We start from the raw sequence: 18652 nt of genomic DNA, 5'->3' as shown, positions 1-18652 counted from the left end.
GTGGCCTTGCCCACACTGGCGGTTCTGCGGGAACGGGACGAACCGGTCAAGGCGTTCACTGGGTACGAGGGGACTGTTGTGTCCTCTTGGGCCTGCTGTCGACCGGGCTCGGGGCGGTCGACAGCAGGGGAATTCGGCGAAGGCGGGAAATTCGGCGACTATGGAGAAGCGTGTGATAACGGACGGTAAGCGGCGCAAGGGTCTGATGGCCGCGTCCGCTCTGCTCGGCGGTGTGCTCGTGCTGACGGCCTGTGGCGGCGGCGACGAGAGCGGCTCGGGCAAGAAGGAATCGCAGGCGCAGGCCGACGAGGCGGCGGCGAAGAAGACGTCCGAGGCCGACATCAAGATCGCGCCGAAGGACGGCTCCGACAACGCGAGCATCAACAGCGCCGCGAAGGTCGCCGTGAGTAAGGGCTCGCTCACCGACGTCACCATGACGACGGCCGACGGCACGAAGGTCGATGGCCAGATCGCCGCCGACAAGAAGAGCTGGAAGCCCACGGCCCAGTTGGAGCGTGCGACGAAGTACAAGATCGCCGCCGAGGCGAAGGACTCCGACGGCCGCGTGGCTCACGAGAACTCGCAGTTCACGACGGTGTCCCCGGCCAACAGCTTCATCGGGAACTTCACGCCGGAGGACGGCTCGACCGTCGGCGTCGGCATGCCCGTGTCGATCAACTTCGACAAGGCCATCACCAACAAGGCCGATGTCCAGGACCACATCAGCGTCACGTCGAGCAGCGGCCAGGAGGTCGCCGGCCACTGGTTCAGCGGGACCCGGCTCGACTTCCGCCCCGAGGACTACTGGAAGGGCGGCTCCACGGTCACCCTGAAGCTCGACCTGGACGGGGTCGAGGGCGCGAGCGGCGTGACCGGCGTGCAGCAGAAGACGGTCTCGTTCAAGGTCGGGCGCAACCAGGTCTCGACGGTCGACGCGAAGACCAAGATGATGACCGTCACGCGGGACGGGAAGACGATCAAGACGATCCCGATCTCCGCCGGTTCGCCCGAGAACAAGACGTACGAGGGTCAGATGGTGATCTCCGAGAAGTTCAAGGAGACCCGGATGGACGGCTCGACGGTCGGCTTCACCAACAATGACGGCAAGGGCGAGTACGACATCAAGGACGTGCCGCACGCGATGCGCCTGTCGAACTCCGGCACGTTCATCCACGGCAACTACTGGGGCGCCAAGTCGATCTTCGGTGGCGCGAACACCAGCCACGGCTGCGTCGGTCTGCAGGACGCCAAGGGCGCCAATGACGGCAGCACGCCGGGCGCCTGGTTCTACAACAACTCGATGGTCGGCGACGTCGTCGTCGTGAAGAACACCGGCGACAAGACGGTCCAGCCGGACAACGGTCTGAACGGCTGGAACCTGAGCTGGTCGCAGTGGAAGTCCGGTTCCGCCGGGTAACGGGCCGAGTGATACCCGGCGGGGGTCTCATGCCGTTCTCATGACGGCCTCACGCAACCCTTACAACACCGCCATACCGTTTCGCCGCAGCGGGAGCCGGAGCGTCACCTGACGCTCCGGCTCCCGCTGGTTCCTGTCAGCGCCCCTTTGTTGTGGGCCGTCATCGGCGAGGCTTCGATGTTCTTCACCTATCTCCGGCGTGAACTGCGCCGCCGCAGAAGAGCGGCGCTCGTCGTCGCCTCCGGGCTCGCGCTCGGGATCGCGCTCGTCATCGTGGTCGGCTCGGTGTCCGCCGGGATGACCAAGGCGCAGGACAAGGTCCTGCAGTCGCTGTACGGCCTGGGCACGGACATGACCGTCACCAAGGCCGCGAGCGCGCCGAAGTCCGGCGACACCGGCCGCCCGAAGTTCGACTTCGACGCCAAGGACAGCGACTCCGGCGACAAAGAGCAGTCCAGCGACCGCGTGATGGTGCAGGGCATGACGACCCTCGCCGACTCCACCGTCACGAAGGTCGCAGGACAGAAGGGCGTCGCCGACACCGTCGGCGGGCTCAGCCTGCAAGTGATGAAGGTCAGCGGCCAGTTCACGCGCGGCCGGTTCAAGCAGGACGAGAGCGGCGGCGGCACGCAGGGCGGTGGCCCCGGCGGAGGCGGTGAGGGCGGTCAACCGCAGGGCCGCGTCCAGGGCGGCGGCGCCAACTTCGACGTCAACTCCTTCTCCGTGTACGGCACCGACGTCACCCAGCAGAAACTCGGCCCGCTGACCTCCTCGAAGATCACCAAGGGCCGGAGCTTCAAGACCTCCGAGACGAACGCGAAGGTCGCCGTCGTCGACTCCTCGTACGCGAAGGAGAAGAAGCTCGCCGTCGGCGACAAGGTCACGGTCAAGAGCGCCAAGTACCAGGTCATCGGCGTCGCGACCGCCGACAGCGGGGACGCGGCCGCCAATCTCTACGTGCCGCTGAAGCAGGCCCAGACGCTCGCCGACAGCAAGAACAAGGTGACGACGGTCTACGTCAAGGCGAGCGACTCGCAGCAGATCGACGCCGTGAAGACGGCCATCCAGAAGAACATTGACGGCACCACCGTCACCACGTCCGCCGACCTCGCCGACACCGTCTCGGGCTCCCTTTCGACCGCCTCGAACCTGGCGTCGAACGTCGGCAAGTGGCTGTCGATCGCGGTGCTCGTCGCCGCCTTCCTGGTCGCGGGGCTGCTCACGTCCTCCGCGGTGTCCCGGCGGGTACGGGAGTTCGGCACGCTCAAGGCGCTCGGCTGGACGTCGGGCCGGGTGACACGGCAGGTCGTCGGTGAGGCGGTCGTCAACGGGCTGATCGGCGGCGTCCTCGGCATCGCCGTCGGGCTCGCGGGCGCGTACGTCGTGACCGCGATCAGCCCCACCCTGTCCGCACAGCTCGGCGGTTCGGCGGGCGGCGGCGCGGGCGGCAGTGGCGGCATGGGCGGCGGCTTCGGTGGTGGTGGCGGTGGCGGCGGGATGCGTCAGGCGGCAGGGGGAGGGGCGAAGACCCTCGACATCGCGCTCAGCGCGCCCGTCTCCGGCACGACCATCGCCCTCGCGGTCGGCCTCGCCGTCGCGGGCGGCCTGATCGCCGGCGCCTTCGGCGGCTGGCGGGCCTCCCGGCTGCGCCCGGCGGACGCGCTGCGCCGCGTCGAGTAGTACCCCCGGTCACGCCCATCACCTTACGTAGTACGGGAGTTGCACCATGTATCAGCTCACCGGCGTCACCAAGCGGTACCGGCGCGGCAAGGAAACCGTCGACGCGCTCGCGGGCGTCGATCTGACCATCGGCGACGGCGACCGGCTCGTCATCCAGGGCCCGACCGGCGGCGGCAAGTCGACCCTGCTCCAGATGCTCGGCGGGCTCGACCGGCCCACCGCGGGCAGTGTCGTGCTCGACGGCGTCGACCTGGCGACGCTGCCGGAGGCCCGGCTCACCAAGGTTCGCGCCGAGTCCATCGGCTTCGTCTTCCAGTCCTTCAACCTCGTCCCTACGCTCAACGCCCTGGAGAACGTCGAGACCGCCCTCGTGCCGCTCGGCCTGAAGGGCGCCGAGCGGCGCGAGCGGTCCGCGCAGGCGCTGGAGTCCGTGGGGCTCGGGGAGCGCCTGCGGCATCTGCCGGCGGAGCTGTCCGGCGGCCAGCAGCAGCGCGTCGCCATCGCGCGGGCCCTGGTGAAGAACCCGAAGGTGCTGCTCGCCGACGAGCCCACGGGCAACCTCGACGAGTCGATGCGCGACGAGATCATGGACGTACTGGAGGAGCGCTGGAAGGAGCACGGGCCGACCTTCGTGATGGTCACCCACGACTCGTCGATCGCGCGGAAGGCACCCCGCCTCGTGACGATCAGCAAGGGACGGGTCACGGTCACGGAGAACGCCTCGGCCGCCTGACGCGGACGCCCCGCAGGTGACCCGGACACCTCACAGGTGGCGTCACAGTGAACACGTATCGAGCAAAGGGTTGTACTCGAAACGGAAGGTGTGCCGTTTGTCACTTGGCACTCCGGTCCCAGATGTTTGCCAATGCCCCAATTCTCAACCGGTCACATCAATACACTCGCCTCTCATGTGTGAGTGGAACGTGGAGAACGGGCACCGAATGTGGTCGCTTCGTCGAAGCCGGGGCGGGCCGGGCGGCGACGCCGGCGCCGACGCCTGATGGGGGCACGGCACAAACAAGCGAGGGATCCGCGGGCGCACTGGCTGCTGCTCGCGCTCACGCTGCCGGTGCTGTTCGGCGCCCTCCTCTTCCAGGGCTGGACCCAGAACGAGGTGGACGGCGCCAAGGAGAAGCCTGCCTGTACGCAGCCCGTGCCCGCGTCGGCCTCCGGCGCGGGCCCGGTGCTGTCCATCGACGGCGGCCGGGTGCACAGCGCCTCGATGCGGCCCGGCACCGTCGCACTCACCTACGACGGCGGCCCCTACCCGAAGGCGACGCCGAAGCTGCTCGCGCTGCTCAAGAAGCACCACGCGCACGCCACGTTCTTCCTCAACGGCGCGAAGGCCGCGCAGCACCCGAAGCTGGTCGAGCGGATCAGGGCCGAAGGGCACGACATCGGCTCCAACACCTACACGGGCGCCGACATGGGCAGCTCGTCCACGGTGCGCAAAAAGCTCGAACTGGGGCTCACCCAGAGCGCGTTCGCAGGCAGCGGCGGCTTCCACACCACGCTCCTGCGGATGCCGATGACCACCACCGTCGCCACGATGTGCGGCGGCGAGTGGCCCGCCGCGCAGGCCGCGTCCGCCGCCGGCTACACCCTCGTCGCCGCCGACCGGTCCGGGCAGCGGGTGCGGGACGGCCTGGTGCGCCAGCTCAGCCAGACCTCGCTCGGCTACCGCGAGACGCAGAAACTGCTCGCGAACCCGCGGGCCCAGAACTTCGCCACCATCACGGAGGGCGCACAGACGAACCGGCCGGCGACGTCCGAGGTGGCCGCGCCCGTGCGCTGGCTCGGGCAGGGCCTGATCTGGTTCCAGACCCTCGGCCGCAGCTTCGTCTCGGCCATCTCGTGGGTGCTCCTCGCCGCCGCGGGGCTCGGCGTGCTGCGCCTGTTCGTCCTCGTACTGTTCGCCCGCGCGCACGTCAGACGACTCGAACGGTTCCGCCCCGGCTCGCCCTGGCTGCGCGAGATCCGCGACCCGGTGACCGTGCTCGTCCCCGCGTACAACGAGGAGGCGGGCATCGGCGCGACGTTGCGCTCGCTGCTCGCGTCCACCCACCAGCCGATGCAGATCATCGTCATCGACGACGGGTCGAGCGACCGCACGGTGCGGATCGCGAGTGAGTACGCGGCCCGTGACGCGCGCGTGCAGGTGCTGTGCCAGCCCAACTCGGGCAAGGCGGCGGCCCTCAACCACGGCCTGAAGTACACCCGTTGCCCGTACGTCGTGATGATCGACTCGGACACCGTCTTCGAGGCCGACGCGATCCAGCGCCTGGTCCAGCCGCTGGCCCACCCGGCCGTCGGCGCGGTCAGCGGCAACACCAAGGTCGGCAACCGCAAGCGCCTGCTCGGCCGTTGGCAGCATCTGGAGTACGTCTTCGGGTTCAACCTGGACCGCCGGATGTTCGAGGTCCTGGAGTGCATGACGACCGTGCCCGGCGCGATCGGCGCCTTCCGGCTCGACGCGCTGATGGGCGTCGGCGGCCTGAGCGAGGACACCCTCGCCGAGGACACCGACCTCACCATGGCGCTGTGGCGGGCCGGCTGGCGGGTCGTGTACGAGGAGACGGCCATCGCCTGGACCGAAGTCCCCACGTCCCTGCGGCAGTTGTGGCGCCAGCGCTACCGCTGGTGCTACGGCACCCTCCAGGCGATGTGGAAGCACCGGGGCGCGGTCCTGGAGGTCGGGCCCGCGGGCCGCTTCGGGCGGCGCGGCCTCTCCTACTTGTTCCTCTTCCAGGTCGTGCTGCCGCTGCTCGCCCCGATGATCGACGTCTTCATGTTCTACAGCGCCGTGTTCGCCGGCGACACGGTCACGTCCGTGGCCGCCTGGCTGGGCTTCCTCGCCCTCCAGATGGTCGTCGCGGCATACGCCCTGAAGCTCGACGGGGAGCGCAGGCGCACGCTCTGGTCGTTGCCCCTCCAGCTGTTCGTGTACCGACAGTTGATGTACCTCGTGGTCATCCAGTCCGTGGTGGCCTTCGTCGGCGGCAGCCGGTTGAAGTGGCAGCGCATGCACCGTTCCGGAACGGCCGCCGCGGCGGCCCAGCACATCGTCAGGCCGGCCGAACAGCCGGACCTGCCGGTCGCGAGGTGACGACCGTGAACCCCAGCGCCCACACCCCGACGCCGTACCCGTACGGCGAGTACGAGGTCGAGCACCACCCGTACGACCCGGTGCCGGCCAACAGGCCCGGCGGGCGGGCCGACGGCAGCTACAAGCGCAGCGAACGCGAGCCCAAGCGCAGGCGGCGGCGCGGCAAGCTCGGGCTCGTGGTGCGCGGCCTGTGCCTGCTCGTACTGCTTGCGGTGCTCGCGGGCGCGGGGACGTACGTGTGGGCGGGCACCCGGCTCGACGGCGAGGTCGACCTGGCCTCGCTCCCGACGCGGGCCGCCCCGGGCAAGGGCACGAACTACCTGATCGTGGGCTCCGACAGCCGCGAGGGCCTCAGCGAGAAGCAGACCAAGAACCTGCACACCGGCTCCGAGCTGGGCTCCGAGGGGCGCCGCACCGACTCGATGATGGTGCTGCACACGGGCGCGCACGGCAGCACGCTGATGAGCCTGCCGCGCGACTCCTGGGTCACCATCCCGCCGTACGTGGACCCGAAGACCGGCATCCACCACAAGCCGGCGAAGAACAAGCTCAACGCGGCGTTCTCGCTCGGCGGCCCCGAACTCCTGGTCCGCGCGATCGAGTTGAACACCGGGCTGCGGATCAACCACTACACGGAGATCGGCTTCGCCGGGTTCGTCGGCATCGTCGACGCGGTCGGCGGCGTGCCGATGTGCGTCGACCGGCACATTGTCGACGACAAGGCGGGCCTCGACCTGGCCAAGGGCTGCCACAACCTGACGGGCCGCGAGGCGCTCGGCTTCGTCCGCCAGCGCCACCAGGAGAAGGAGGGCGACCTCGGCCGCTCCCGCAACCAGCAGAAGTTCCTCTCCGCGCTCGCCAAGAAGGCGGCGTCGCCCGGGGTGCTGATGAACCCGTCCACGATGTACGGCACCGCGGGCGCGGGCCTGGACACACTCATCGTCGACAAGTCCACCAAGATCCCCCAACTGACCAGCCTCTTCAAGTCGATGCAGTCGGTGTCCTCGGGCCAGGGCCAACAACTCGGCCTCCCTGTCGGTACGTTGGGCCTGGCCACCTCCAAGGGCAGCGTCATCCTCTGGGACAAACAGAAGTCACAACTCCTCTTCTCTGAACTGAGAGAGGACCGTCCAGTGACAGCGGACTAGCCGATTAAGCCCCTGCGGCGATTGAGCAGCGGGGTCCGGGGCGGAGCCCCGCAACCGCAACCCCGACGCTGGCCGCGGGAGCACGTCGGTGCTTGGCTGAAGCCATGACGACTCGATCCGGCACCATCGAGTACATCCGCTACCACATCCCCGAGCCCCGCTCCGCCGAATTCCTCGCCGCATACACCCACGCGGCAACGCAACTCTCGGCGTCCCCGTACTGCGTCTCGTACGAACTCACCCGCTGCGAAGAGGACTTCGAGCACTACGTCCTGCGCATCGAGTGGACGTCGACCGAGGACCACCTGAAGGGCTTCCGCACGTCCGAGCTCTTCCCGGAGTACCTCACCGCGATCCGCCCCTACGTCGGGTACATCGACGAGATGCGCCACTACGCGCCGACCACGGTGCGCGGCACGGGCTCCTCGGAACCCACGCTCTACCAATGGGCGGGCGGCGCCGAGGCGTTCGATCGCCTCACCTCGGCCTTCTACGCGAAGGTGGTGAAGGACGACCTCCTCGGCCCGCTCTTCGCCGACCTCCCGGCGGAACACGCGCAACACGTCGCCCTCTGGCTCGGCGAGGTCTTCAGCGGCCCTTCGGCCTACTCCGAACAGCTCGGCGGCCACAGCCACATGGTGGCGATGCACATCGGCAAGGGCATCACCGAGCCGCAGCGCCGCCGCTGGGTCAACCTCATCCAGGACGCCGCCGACGAGGCGGGCCTCCCGACGGACGCCGAGTTCCGCTCCGCGTTCCTCGCGTACATCGAATGGGGCACCCGCCTGGCCACCTACTTCTCAGCCCCGAACACCACCCGCCCCACCGACCAACCGGTACCCCACTGGACGTGGGGCGCGGCGCCGCCGTACCGCTCTTAGCCCCAATTCAAGCCCCGCCGGCGTTTGAGGCGCGGGGTCCGGGGCAGCGCCCCGCGGCGTCTACAACTTCTCCCGCAACGCGGCATCCGCCCCCCAACTCGCCAGCAAGCGGAGTCCTTCCGCCGAAGCCGTCCCCGCCTCCGCGTGGTACACGGACAAGAACTGCCCGTCATCATCCGGCAAGTGCAACGTCTCGTACGCGAGCGTCAGTTCACCCACCAGCGGATGCCGCATCCGCTTCACCCCGTGGCCCTTCTCCTTCACGTCGTGCGTGGCCCACAGTCGCCTGAACTCCTCGCTCTTGACGGAGAGTTCACCGACGAGCGCCGACAGCTCCGGGTCCTCGGGGTTGCGGCCCGCGTACAGCCGCAGAAAGCTGACCATGTCGGTCGCCTTGGAGTCCCAGTCGATGAACAGCTCCCGGTAGTCCGGGTTGAGGAACGTGAGCCGCGCCCAGTTCCGCTCCGCGCGCGGCATCCGCCCCCAGTCGCCGAACAGGGCCGCCGCCATCCGGTTCCAGGCCAGGATGTCCGAGCGCGCCCCGCCGATGTAGGCGGGCACGCCCTCCAGCGAGTCGAGCAGGTGGCGCAGCGCGGGCCGCACCTGCTGCTGCCGCTTCGGCGCCGGCGACGCACGGCGCTGCCGCGTCGGTCTGGCCAGGTGCACGAGGTGCGCGTGCTCGGTGTCGCTGAGGCGCAGGGCGCGCGCGATCGCGTCGAGCACCTCCGCCGACACATTGCGCCCGTTGCCCTGTTCCAGGCGTGTGTAGTAGGCGACCGAGACCCCGGCGAGCTGCGCCAGCTCCTCGCGCCGCAGGCCCGGCACCCGCCGGTGCCGCCCCATCGAGGCGAGACCCACGTCCTCGGGCTTGAGCCGCGCCCGCCGGGTACGCAGGAACTCGCTCAGTTCGGCGCGCCGGTCCAGTTGGTCCGGGCGGTCCGCCGCCGGTTCCCCGGCCGCATCGTTCTCGTCCATGCTGTCCAGTATTCCCGGTCGTACGCCCGGGAGCCTGACCCCGCCAGTAGTAGGACCACTGAACGTACGCAAAGCGGTGACCTGCGCATACTTTGCCGATCCGGGTCCGGCGGGCGCAGGGTTGAACCCATGACCACGACTGTTGCCGCATACGCCGCTCCCAGCGCCAAGGCCCCGCTGGAGCGCACCACCATCGAACGCCGCACCGTCGGCGAGCACGACGTACTGATCGACATCAAGTTCGCCGGAATCTGTCACTCCGACATCCACCAGGTCCGCGAGGGCTGGGGCGAGGCCATCTTCCCGATGGTGCCGGGGCACGAGATCGCCGGTGTCGTGGAGGCCGTCGGCGCGGGCGTCACCAAGTTCAAGGTCGGCGACCGGGTCGGCGTCGGCTGCATGGTCGACTCCTGCGGTGAGTGCGAGCCCTGCAAGACCGGGTTCGAGCAGCACTGCGTCAAGGGCAACGTCCAGACGTACAACGGCGTCGGCAAGGACGGCGAGCCCACCTACGGCGGCTACTCGCAGAAGGTCGTCGTCTCCGACGCCTTCACCGTCCACATCCCCGAGGGCCTCGCGCTCGACGTGGCCGCGCCGCTGCTCTGCGCCGGCATCACCACGTACTCCCCGCTGAAGCACTGGGGCGCGGGCCCCGGCAAGAAGGTCGCGGTCGTCGGCCTCGGTGGCCTCGGCCACATGGGCGTCAAGATCGCGCACGCGCTCGGCGCGGAGGTCACCGTCCTCTCGCAGTCGCTGCGCAAGAAGGACGACGGCCTGAAGCTGGGCGCCGACCACTACTACGCGACGAGCGACCCGAAGACCTTCGAGGAGCTCGCGGGCACCTTCGACGTCATCCTGTCCACGGTCTCCGCGCAGGTGGACTTCGGCGCGTACCTGAGCCTGCTCAAGACGGGCGGCGCGCTCGTCAACGTCGGCGCCCCCGAGGAGCCGATCGCGCTCAACCTGTTCTCCCTCATCGGCGGCAACAAGGTGCTCGCCGGCTCCATGATCGGCGGCATCGCCGAGACCCAGGAGATGCTCGACTTCTGCGCCGAGCACGGCCTCGGCGCCGAGATCGAACTGATCGAGGCGAGCCAGGTCAACGAGGCGTACGAGCGCGTCCTCGGCTCGGACGTGCGCTACCGCTTCGTGATCGACGCGGCGACCATCTGAGCAACCCGCACCACTCTCATGACCTGAGACTGAGAGGTCATGATCGCCCCCCTCGGGCCCCGGCAGGCTCACCTGCCCCGAGGGGGGCTTCGCCATGCCCGCCCACGCGACCGGCTCGCTGCTGTCCCCCACGTGAGCGACAGGCAAGTCCGCTCCCGGGGGTGACGATTCCGGATCACCGATTCCCTAGCGTTCAGGCATGGCCACCGGGCCTCGGAATCGCCGGAGTCACCGGAACTTCGCCCCATTCTTCTTGGAGCTCCTCATGAAGCGCACCCTCAAGGCAACCGCCCTGGCCGCACTCTGCTGTGCTGTGGCCGGTACGGGGCTCGTTGGCTGCGAGGACAGCTCACCGTCCGAGAAGGCCGCCGAGAAGTCCATCGACGACGCCGTCGACGGAGCCGTCGACGAGGCCCTCGGCAAGACGTTCTCCGGAACCAAGAAGATCAAGGTGACAGGCCGGTCGGTGAACGTGTCCTGCTCCGGCAGGGCGGCGGACGAGGATCAGCCCGTCGTCATACTGCTGGCCGGTGCGGGTGACGCGATGAGCAAGATGGCCGGCTTCCGCAAGACCCTGAGCAAGCAGGCCAGGGTCTGCGCCTACGACCGGCTCGGCGAGGGCGCGAGCGACAAGCCCAAGGCCGTCCAGCATCAGGCGGACAGCGCGAACGTGCTGACCGCCGTGCTCGATCGGGTGGCCGGTGACGGCCCGGTCGTCCTGGCCGGCCACTCACTGGGCGGACTGATCGCCGCCCGCTACGCCCCCGAGCACCAGGACCGGGTCAAGGGCCTGGTCCTCCTTGACGCCACGATCCCGGCGCTGAACGCGGGCTTCACGAAGGTGATCCCCAAGTCGGCCACCGGCGTGGGCGGCCAGCTGCGGGAGCAGACCCTTGCGGTCAACGGCGGCGCGAACCCGGAGAAGTACGTCATCGAGGACGGGGAGGTCGCCTCCGCAGGCGACCTCCCCGTTGAGATCATCAAGCACGAGAGCCAGTACGCAGAGGTGCCCGACTACGGCCCCGCCCTGGAGGACATGTGGTCCAAGGGGCAGCGGGAATGGCTCGGGCTCTCCTCCCACAGCAGGCTCAGCACCGCCGCCAAGAGCGGCCACTACATCTACGTCGACCGGCCCGACCTTGCCGTCAAGGCCGTGCGGAAGGTCACCGCGCAGGTCACCGACGGCCAGTGACGAGCCCACCGGCGTACCGGCCCGGCCGCGGCCACCACTACGCTCGTCCGGTGATCGGTCTCCGGAGAACCGCCCAGGCCCGGCTGCGTCAACTCCGGCTCCAGTGGCGCCGGTTCGACGTCACGACCTCGTACGTCCTGCTCGGGCCGCTCCTGCTGGCCGCGTCGTTCGTACCGTCGATGCACAGCCACGGCACGCAGGTCGGTGGGGTGCCGGGCCGCTCCTTCGACACACTGGCGGTCGTGGCCGTCGCCCTCCAGTGCCTGCCCCTGACGGTGTGCCGGCGGTGGCCCGCGATCTGTCTGGCCCTGGTGTCACTGGGCTTCGCCGCCGACCAGCTGCGCGGCTACCACTCGCTGGCGGGCACGGGTCTGGCCCTCGCACTGCTGGGCGCGGGATCCCGGCTCGAACGGCACCGGGGCGTCACCGTGCTGGCCCTCTCGGTCGCGTACGTACCGCTGGCCGTCGCCCTGACCCGGCTCGGGTCGGGCGAACCGGTGAGCGAGTTCGTGCTGTTCTACGTGGTGACGGCGATGGTGTGGGGCCTGGGAGCCTGGCTGCGCTCCGCCCGCGAGGCGGAGGACGAGCGCCGTCGGCACGTCGCCGAGGAGACCCGCACCGCCGAACGCACCCGTATCGCCCGCGAGTTGCACGACGTCGTCACCCACCATGTGACGGCGATGGTCGTGCAGGCCGAGGCGGCCCGCTACCTGACCGCCGCGCCCGAGCGCCTCGAACAATCCCTGACCGCCGTCTCGGACACCGGCCGGCAGGCCATCGGCGACCTGCGGCACCTGCTCGACCTGCTCGATCCCGATCACGGCACCGAAGCGCCGCACATCGGGCGGGTCGGCACGCTGGTGGAGCAGACCCGCCGGGCGGGGCAGCCGGTGGAGTTCACCGAGGAGGGCACCCCGGCGGAGTCGACCGGCAGCGCCGACCTGGTGGCGTACCGGGTGGTGCAGGAGGCCCTGACGAACGCCCTCAAGTACGCCCACGGCGTCCGTACCTCGGTCCGGGTCCGCCACGGCGAGAAGGAGATAGCCGTGGAGGTCAGCACCGAGGCGCCGGGGCCGCGGGCGGTCTCCCCGGGCGGCAGCGGGCGGGGCCTGGCCGGTCTGCGCGAGCGGGTCGACGTCCTGGGCGGCGAGTTCAGCGCGGGCACCCGGACGGGCGGCGGCTTCGTCGTACGCGCACGCATCCCTTCGGGGAGCCCGGCGTGAGCGCGCCGATCCGGGTCCTGGTCTGCGACGACCAGGCGCTGATCCGCACCGGACTCGTGACGATCATCGACGCGCAGCCCGACATGGAGGTGGCGGGGGAGTGCGCGGACGGGCGGACCGCCATCGACCTCGTCGAGCGACTGCGCCCCGACATCGTGGTGATGGACATCCGGATGCCGGGGATCGACGGCATCGAAGCCACCCGCCTGCTGGCCGGCGCCGGAGTGCCGCAGCCCGTCAAGGTGCTCGTGGTGACGACGTTCAACCTGGACGAGTACGTCTACGAGGCGCTGCGCGCGGGCGCGAGCGGCTTCCTGCTCAAGGACGCGCCGCCGGACCGGCTGCTGCTCGGCATCCGGACCGTGGCCACCGGCGCGGCACTGCTCGACCCGGAGGTGACGCGCCGGCTGGTGGGCAGGTACGCCACCCGGATCAGGCCCGCCGAGGGCGGCCCGGAGCGGGATCTCCCGCTCACCCCCCGGGAGTTGGAGGTGCTGCGGCTGATCGCGGACGGCCTGTCCAACAGCGAGATCGCGGCGGTGCTCCTGATCAGCCGGGAGACCGTCAAGACCTTCGTGTCCCGCATCCTCACCAAACTCGGCCTCCGTGACCGCGTCCAGGCCGTCGTCTACGCCTACCGCCAGGGCCTGGTCACCTGACGAGTTCAGGCCCGCAGTGTCGCCGGGCTCCCGCCGTTCGCCTCGTAACCGGCCACGGCCAGCGCCCGGTACACCGCGTACGAAGCCGCCGGATCGTGCTCGGCGGTCCACGGGATCGCGCCCACGTGGCCGTCGATGTGCACGAGCTGCTGCATCGCCTCGGCCCAGCGCTCGCTGCGGACCAGGAAGAACAACAGGAGATGCCGGACGTGCGCGAGCATCGGGTCGTCCGGCCGCGCCGCGTGCACCGCGAACAGGGCGCCGTGCAGCGCCTTCGTGACGACCTCGCTCTCGTAGAAGCCGCGCACCAGGTTGACGTCGGGCACGTGCTCGTAGAGGGCGAAGAGCGGCAGCGCCGCCAGCAGCGAACCGCGCGGGGCGCGCGCGGCGGCGGCCTCGGCGAAGGAGAAGGCCTGCTCGCGCGAGCCGTGCCACTTCTCCGTCCAGTACCGAAGGCCCGCCAGATGCGCGCCCATGTGCCCGGGCGCGGTGTCGAGGATCTTCAGCCACAGTTGCTCGAACTCGGCCTGCGAGTAGCCGAGTCCGCGCGCGACGGCGAGGTGCGTGATGTGCGGGACGGGGTCGCCGGGAGCGAGCAGCGCCGCCTGGTCGCACGCGTCGCGCGCCTCCTCGAGGACGATCCGCTGCTCTTCGGGCGTGCCGCCGCCACGCCACGCCTGCTGCACCAGGAACTCGGCGAAGACCTGCGCCCCGCCCGCGTCCTTCGGCGCCTGCGAGCGCCACGCGTGCAGCCACCCGGCGCCGAGCCGCGGCGTCTGCTGGGCCTCGAGGGCGGCCGCTCCGGCGACCGCCTGCACGCGCTCCCAGCGGGTCTCCGTCTCCTTGCCGGTCCCGGCGAGCAGCTGGGAGGCCGCCGTGAAGTCCTGGTTCCGCTGCACGACCGACATCACGTCGAGCAGGTCCTGGTCGGGCCCCGGGAGCCGGACGTCCAGGTCCTCCTGAAGCATGAACCCGTAGTCCGCCGGGTCGGCGGCGTCCGGCGACCCCGGAGCGACCTGCCGAATCCCGCCGCGGCGCCGCAGCAACTGCGACACCACGAGCCCGATCATGACCGCGGCCATCAGCCCCCAGAGAATTCCCATATCAACAACGCTAACGTGCCGGTCCGACACGGGGTTCCCGAGCGCGGCGGCGACAACCGGAGTGGCGGCAAAAGGGCGCCGCGCCCCACCCGCACCCTCCCGAGCGCCTACGCTCGGGCGCCATGAGCGACACGCACAGCCACAGCGGCAGCACCCCCCGCGGCTTCGAGACCACCGCCATCCACGCCGGCAACACGGCCGACCCCGTGACGGGCGCCGTCGTCCCGCCGATCTACCAGGTCTCCACGTACAAGCAGGACGGCGTGGGCGGCCTGCGCGGCGGCTACGAGTACAGCCGCAGCGCCAACCCGACCCGTACCGCCCTGGAGGAGAACCTCGCCGCCCTGGAGGGCGGCCGGCGCGGGCTCGCCTTCGCCTCGGGGCTCGCCGCCGAGGACTGCCTGCTGCGCACGCTGCTCAGCCCCGGCGACCACGTGGTCATCCCGAACGACGCGTACGGCGGCACGTTCCGGCTGTTCGCGAAGGTCGTGACGCGGTGGGGCGTCGAGTTCTCGGTGGCCGACACCAGCGACGTCGAGTCGGTACGCGCCGCGATCACCCCGCTGACCAAGGCCGTGTGGGTGGAGACGCCCTCCAACCCGCTCCTCGGCATCACCGACATCGCCGCCGTCGCCCAGGTCGCCCGCGAGGCCGGGGTCAGGCTGGTCGTCGACAACACCTTCGCCAGCCCCTACCTCCAGCAGCCGCTCGCGCTCGGCGCCGACGTCGTCGTGCACTCGATGACCAAGTACATGGGCGGCCACTCCGACGTCGTCGGCGGCGCGCTCGTCGTCAACGACGACACCCTCGGCGACGAGCTCGCGTTCCACCAGAACGCCATGGGCGCCATCGCGGGCCCCTTCGACGCCTGGCTGGTGCTGCGCGGCATCAAGACGCTGCCCGTCCGCATGGACCGGCACAGCGAGAACGCGACCCGCGTCGCCGACATGCTCTCCCGCCACCCGCGCGTCACGAAGGTGCTCTACCCGGGCCTGCCCGAGCACCCCGGGCACGAGATCGCGGCGAAGCAGATGAAGGCGTTCGGCGGCATGGTGTCGTTCCAGGTCGAGGGCGGCGAGGAGGCGGCCGTCGAGGTCTGCGACCGGGCGAAGCTCTTCACGCTGGGCGAGTCCCTCGGCGGCGTCGAGTCCCTCGTCGAACACCCCGGCCGGATGACGCACGCCTCCGTCGCGGGCTCCGCCCTGGAGGTCCCCGCCGACCTCGTACGCCTCTCCGTGGGCATCGAATCTGTCGACGACCTGCTCGCCGACCTCCAGCAGGCGCTCGACAACAAGTAGGTCACCAACCCGTCAGCTGTGGAGTCGTCTTCGAGGGCGGCTCCACCCACGGCCGCTCGACCGTCGCCCACACGACGAACGCCACGACGGCGACGATCAGCACGAACCACAGGAACCGCGCCGCCGCCCTGCGCCGCTTGCGCGCGCGGCCGCCCTTGCGCATCGCGTCCGCGCACAGCTCCGCGGGCACCACCGGCGCGGGCCCGCCGTCGAGTACGGCCCGCACGGCCGCCTCATTGCGCTCCTGGAGACTCATACCCGGGCCGCTCCCCGCAGTTCGGCGGGCGCGGGGCCGCGCGGCGGGTGCAGGACGAGGGCGACCGCCCGCGCGTGCACGGCGCGGACGCGCTCCGCGGGCAGCCCGAGCAGCGACGCGGTCTGCTCCTCGCCGACCCCTTCGAAGAGCCGCAGCACGAGGACGAGGCGTTCCTGGGGGCCCAGCTGCCCCAACGCGCCGCCACGCGCGCGATGTTGTCGCCACGCGCCGCGCGCGAACCGGGCGGCCAGATCCGTGCGCGCGCAGTCGTAGGGATCCTCACCCCGAAGACGGTCCCAGGAGGCGTACGTTCGGCCGAGGGCGGCCGTGAGCAGCTTCCGCGCGCGCGGGTTGTCGTCCGAGGGCTCGCCCGTCAGGAGTGTCGCGGCACGCAGCAGCCGCCCGGCCGCGCCCGCGACGAACGCCTCGAACTCACGGGCCCGGCGGGCGTCCTGCAACGCCTGCCGTTGACGCACCCTTCATATGAGGCCGACCGCAGCTCCCTGGTCAAGAGGCGGGAGCCGCTCGTGCCGTACCGGTGTGCCCCGGAACCGTCAGGAGTCGACGGGCGGCGTCGGCTGGCCGTGGCGCGCGGAGAGCGCGGAATTGAAGCGTGCGAGGAGCGCGCAGAACTGCTCGCGCTCCTTCGGCTCCCACTCCTGCGTCAACTGCGCCATCAATTCCTGCCTCGATGTGCGTACCTCGTCGAGCCGGGCCGCACCGCGCGGCGACAGCTGCAACACCACCGCACGTCCGTCCTCCGGGTGAGAGGTGCGCTTGACGAGACCCGTGTCGACGAGCGGGGCGACCTGGCGGGTCACCGTCGAGGAGTCGATCCCCATGCTCGACGCGAGCGCCTTGACGCCCATCGGGCCTTCCTTGTCGAGGCGGTTGAGCAGCAGATAGGCCGCTCGGTCCATCGAATTGCGCACCTGCCCGACCCCGCCGAGCCGGGTCTGTTCGGCGCGACGGGCGAAGACCGCCACCTCGTGCTGGAGCGTTTCGAGGAGGCCGGTGTCGCCGGCGGTCGTCATGTCCATCATTTCCTGTGGTGTGGGCATGGCCGGGGGCTCACTTCATGCGTGGGTGGTGGATTGCACTGGATTGGTCCCACAGGGTACGCGGCGAAAGCGCCGACCGTACCGGCCCTGCGCAATCCGGTCTCGCAGCGTGAGCATCCCGAGAGGCGTACGCCGTGAGCTGCAAGACTTTCGTCATGAGCAACAGCGCGTCTGACTACTTGCCGACCTCGACGCCCCCGGTGACCCTCGACGACGTCCGCGGCGCCCAGAAGATGCTTTCCGGGGTGGCGCGGGTGACGTCGATGGCGCACAGCCACCACCTCTCCCAGCTGGCGGGGACACCGGTCCACCTCAAGTGCGAGAACCTCCAGCGCACCGGTTCCTTCAAGCTGCGCGGCGCCTACGTGCGGATCGCGGGCCTGCTGCCCGAGGAGCGGGCCGCCGGGGTCGTGGCCGCGAGCGCGGGCAACCACGCGCAAGGTGTGGCCCTCGCCTCCTCGCTCCTCGGCGTGCGCTCCACGGTGTTCATGCCCGTCGGCGCGCCCCTGCCGAAGGTCGCGGCGACCCGCGAGTACGGCGCCGAGGTCCGGCTGCACGGCCAGGTGGTCGACGAGACGCTCGCCGCGGCCCAGCAGTACGCGGAGGAGACCGGGGCGGTGTTCATCCACCCCTTCGACCACCCGGACGTCGTCGCGGGCCAGGGCACGCTCGGTCTGGAGATCCTGGAGCAGTGCCCGGAGGTCCGCACGATCCTGGTCGGCGTCGGCGGCGGCGGACTCGCGGCCGGTATCGCCGTCGCCGTGAAGGCGCTCCGGCCCGACGTGCGGGTCATCGGCGTGCAGGCGGCGGGCGCTGCCGCGTACCCGCCCTCGCTGGCGGCCGGGCACCCGGTCGCGATCAAGTCCCCGTCGACAATGGCCGACGGGATCAAGGTGGGACGGCCCGGCAACGTCCCGTTCGGACTCGTCTCCGACCTCGTCGACGACGTCCGTACGGTCACGGAGGACGCGCTCTCCAGCGCCCTGCTGCTCTGCCTGGAGCGCGCCAAGCTGGTCGTCGAGCCCGCCGGCGCGAGCCCCGTGGCGGCGCTCCTGAGTGAGCCCGGGGCCTTCGAGGGCCCGGTCGTCGCCATGCTGTCCGGCGGCAACATCGACCCGCTCCTGATGCAGCGCGTCCTCACCCACGGCCTGGCCGCCGCGGGCCGCTATCTCTCGCTGCGGCTGCGCCTTCCGGACCGCCCCGGCGCTCTGGCCACGCTCCTCGGGGTGTTGTCAGTGGCCGACGCTAACGTCACCGATGTGAGCCACGTACGGACCGATCCGCGGCTCGGGCTCACGGAGGCGGAGGTGGAGCTGCACCTGGAGACCAAGGGTCCCGCGCACTGCACCGAGGTCGGCGCGGCGCTGCGGGAGGCGGGCTACAAGGTCATCGGGTAATTCGATGGCGGTACGCGATACATCGCGATAGCGTGTGGCGCGCTTCACTCTCGCCGGGCATTCGAAACCCGGCAAATTTACAC

At 70.4% G+C, this 18652-nt stretch carries 17 protein-coding genes; 12 read left to right on the top strand and 5 right to left on the bottom strand.

Annotated elements, in window-relative coordinates; genetic code table 11:
- The first annotated feature begins 175 nt into the window (after positions 1–175).
- The 6 genes from ACWD2L_RS14630 to ACWD2L_RS14605 all read left to right on the top strand — a co-directional run bounded on the left by ACWD2L_RS14630 (position 176) and on the right by ACWD2L_RS14605 (position 8232).
- Positions 176–1417, top strand: coding sequence for a L,D-transpeptidase (locus ACWD2L_RS14630; RefSeq protein ID WP_351337062.1), 1242 nt, complete (start codon positions 176–178; stop codon positions 1415–1417).
- 177 nt (positions 1418–1594) lie between these two features.
- Positions 1595–3097, top strand: coding sequence for an ABC transporter permease (locus ACWD2L_RS14625; protein ID WP_351336987.1), 1503 nt, complete (start codon positions 1595–1597; stop codon positions 3095–3097).
- 46 nt (positions 3098–3143) lie between these two features.
- Positions 3144–3830 carry an ABC transporter ATP-binding protein gene (locus ACWD2L_RS14620; protein WP_351336990.1) on the top strand — a complete coding sequence of 229 codons (687 nt, stop codon included), beginning with the start codon at positions 3144–3146 and terminating at the stop codon, positions 3828–3830.
- A gap of 267 nt (positions 3831–4097) precedes the next feature.
- Positions 4098–6203 (top strand): glycosyltransferase, encoded by a 2106-nt coding sequence (locus ACWD2L_RS14615; RefSeq protein WP_351336993.1) that lies wholly within the window; start codon positions 4098–4100, stop codon positions 6201–6203.
- Between the two features lie 5 nt (positions 6204–6208).
- The gene (locus ACWD2L_RS14610; RefSeq protein ID WP_451189686.1) at positions 6209–7351 is read left to right on the top strand and encodes an LCP family protein; all 1143 of its coding nucleotides are present in this window, start codon (positions 6209–6211) and stop codon (positions 7349–7351) included.
- Positions 7352–7455: 104 nt separating this feature from the next.
- Entirely contained in the window at positions 7456–8232 is a 777-nt protein-coding gene (locus ACWD2L_RS14605; protein WP_351336999.1) for a globin domain-containing protein, read from the top strand.
- Positions 8233–8292: 60 nt separating this feature from the next.
- Here ACWD2L_RS14605 and ACWD2L_RS14600 read toward each other — a convergent pair whose 3' ends face one another.
- Positions 8293–9207 carry an MmyB family transcriptional regulator gene (locus ACWD2L_RS14600; protein ID WP_351337002.1) on the bottom strand — a complete coding sequence of 305 codons (915 nt, stop codon included), beginning with the start codon at positions 9205–9207 and terminating at the stop codon, positions 8293–8295.
- 129 nt (positions 9208–9336) lie between these two features.
- Here ACWD2L_RS14600 and ACWD2L_RS14595 point away from each other — a divergent pair, with 129 nt between their 5' ends.
- The 4 genes from ACWD2L_RS14595 to ACWD2L_RS14580 all read left to right on the top strand — a co-directional run bounded on the left by ACWD2L_RS14595 (position 9337) and on the right by ACWD2L_RS14580 (position 13454).
- A complete protein-coding gene (locus ACWD2L_RS14595) occupies positions 9337–10380 on the top strand; it encodes an NAD(P)-dependent alcohol dehydrogenase (RefSeq protein WP_351337004.1) in 1044 nt (347 codons plus the stop codon).
- A 265-nt stretch (positions 10381–10645) separates the two neighbouring features.
- On the top strand, positions 10646–11572 hold the full coding sequence (locus tag ACWD2L_RS14590; RefSeq protein ID WP_351337007.1) for an alpha/beta fold hydrolase: 927 nt from the start codon (positions 10646–10648) through the stop codon (positions 11570–11572).
- Between the two features lie 50 nt (positions 11573–11622).
- Positions 11623–12795 (top strand): sensor histidine kinase, encoded by a 1173-nt coding sequence (locus tag ACWD2L_RS14585; protein WP_451189682.1) that lies wholly within the window; start codon positions 11623–11625, stop codon positions 12793–12795.
- Positions 12792–13454: a response regulator transcription factor gene (locus ACWD2L_RS14580; RefSeq protein ID WP_351337009.1), complete on the top strand. Its 663-nt coding sequence runs from the start codon at positions 12792–12794 to the stop codon at positions 13452–13454. Before ACWD2L_RS14585 ends, ACWD2L_RS14580 begins: the two co-directional genes overlap by 4 nt.
- Before the next feature lie 5 nt (positions 13455–13459).
- On the opposite strand, the gene ACWD2L_RS14575 is transcribed toward ACWD2L_RS14580, so the two are convergent.
- Complete coding sequence (locus ACWD2L_RS14575) at positions 13460–14557, bottom strand: hypothetical protein (protein ID WP_351337012.1); 1098 nt, start codon at positions 14555–14557, stop codon at positions 13460–13462.
- Between the two features lie 122 nt (positions 14558–14679).
- Here ACWD2L_RS14575 and ACWD2L_RS14570 point away from each other — a divergent pair, with 122 nt between their 5' ends.
- Entirely contained in the window at positions 14680–15855 is a 1176-nt protein-coding gene (locus ACWD2L_RS14570) for a cystathionine gamma-synthase (RefSeq protein ID WP_351337014.1), read from the top strand.
- A gap of 1 nt (position 15856) precedes the next feature.
- Here ACWD2L_RS14570 and ACWD2L_RS14565 read toward each other — a convergent pair whose 3' ends face one another.
- From ACWD2L_RS14565 to ACWD2L_RS14555, 3 genes are all read right to left on the bottom strand, one after another.
- Positions 15857–16111 (bottom strand): hypothetical protein, encoded by a 255-nt coding sequence (locus ACWD2L_RS14565; RefSeq protein WP_351337017.1) that lies wholly within the window; start codon positions 16109–16111, stop codon positions 15857–15859.
- Positions 16108–16587: a sigma factor-like helix-turn-helix DNA-binding protein gene (locus tag ACWD2L_RS14560; RefSeq protein ID WP_351337020.1), complete on the bottom strand. Its 480-nt coding sequence runs from the start codon at positions 16585–16587 to the stop codon at positions 16108–16110. The genes ACWD2L_RS14565 and ACWD2L_RS14560 overlap by 4 nt, the downstream gene beginning before the upstream one ends.
- Positions 16588–16665: 78 nt before the next feature.
- Complete coding sequence (locus ACWD2L_RS14555) at positions 16666–17151, bottom strand: MarR family winged helix-turn-helix transcriptional regulator (protein WP_351337067.1); 486 nt, start codon at positions 17149–17151, stop codon at positions 16666–16668.
- A 176-nt stretch (positions 17152–17327) separates the two neighbouring features.
- On the opposite strand from ACWD2L_RS14555, the gene ilvA reads away from it, so the two are divergent.
- A complete protein-coding gene (gene ilvA / locus ACWD2L_RS14550) occupies positions 17328–18569 on the top strand; it encodes a threonine ammonia-lyase (protein ID WP_351337023.1) in 1242 nt (413 codons plus the stop codon).
- Positions 18570–18652: the final 83 nt, after the last annotated feature.

The organism is Streptomyces sp. NPDC002754, from assembly GCF_053592315.1.
This window is presented reverse-complemented; position numbering and strand designations above follow the sequence as displayed.

What these genes read in the sequence shown, in the direction of transcription:
- ACWD2L_RS14575 (WP_351337012.1), bottom strand. Translation starts at nt 14,557, where the DNA reads ATGGGAATTCTCTGGGGGCTGATGGCCGCGGTCATGATCGGGCTCGTG.
- ACWD2L_RS14605 (WP_351336999.1), top strand. Translation starts at nt 7,456, where the DNA reads ATGACGACTCGATCCGGCACCATCGAGTACATCCGCTACCACATCCCC.
- ilvA (WP_351337023.1), top strand. Translation starts at nt 17,328, where the DNA reads ATGAGCAACAGCGCGTCTGACTACTTGCCGACCTCGACGCCCCCGGTG.
- ACWD2L_RS14625 (WP_351336987.1), top strand. Translation starts at nt 1,595, where the DNA reads ATGTTCTTCACCTATCTCCGGCGTGAACTGCGCCGCCGCAGAAGAGCG.
- ACWD2L_RS14590 (WP_351337007.1), top strand. Translation starts at nt 10,646, where the DNA reads ATGAAGCGCACCCTCAAGGCAACCGCCCTGGCCGCACTCTGCTGTGCT.
- ACWD2L_RS14555 (WP_351337067.1), bottom strand. Translation starts at nt 17,151, where the DNA reads ATGGACATGACGACCGCCGGCGACACCGGCCTCCTCGAAACGCTCCAG.
- ACWD2L_RS14565 (WP_351337017.1), bottom strand. Translation starts at nt 16,111, where the DNA reads ATGAGTCTCCAGGAGCGCAATGAGGCGGCCGTGCGGGCCGTACTCGAC.
- ACWD2L_RS14620 (WP_351336990.1), top strand. Translation starts at nt 3,144, where the DNA reads ATGTATCAGCTCACCGGCGTCACCAAGCGGTACCGGCGCGGCAAGGAA.
- ACWD2L_RS14615 (WP_351336993.1), top strand. Translation starts at nt 4,098, where the DNA reads ATGGGGGCACGGCACAAACAAGCGAGGGATCCGCGGGCGCACTGGCTG.
- ACWD2L_RS14595 (WP_351337004.1), top strand. Translation starts at nt 9,337, where the DNA reads ATGACCACGACTGTTGCCGCATACGCCGCTCCCAGCGCCAAGGCCCCG.
- ACWD2L_RS14600 (WP_351337002.1), bottom strand. Translation starts at nt 9,207, where the DNA reads ATGGACGAGAACGATGCGGCCGGGGAACCGGCGGCGGACCGCCCGGAC.
- ACWD2L_RS14570 (WP_351337014.1), top strand. Translation starts at nt 14,680, where the DNA reads ATGAGCGACACGCACAGCCACAGCGGCAGCACCCCCCGCGGCTTCGAG.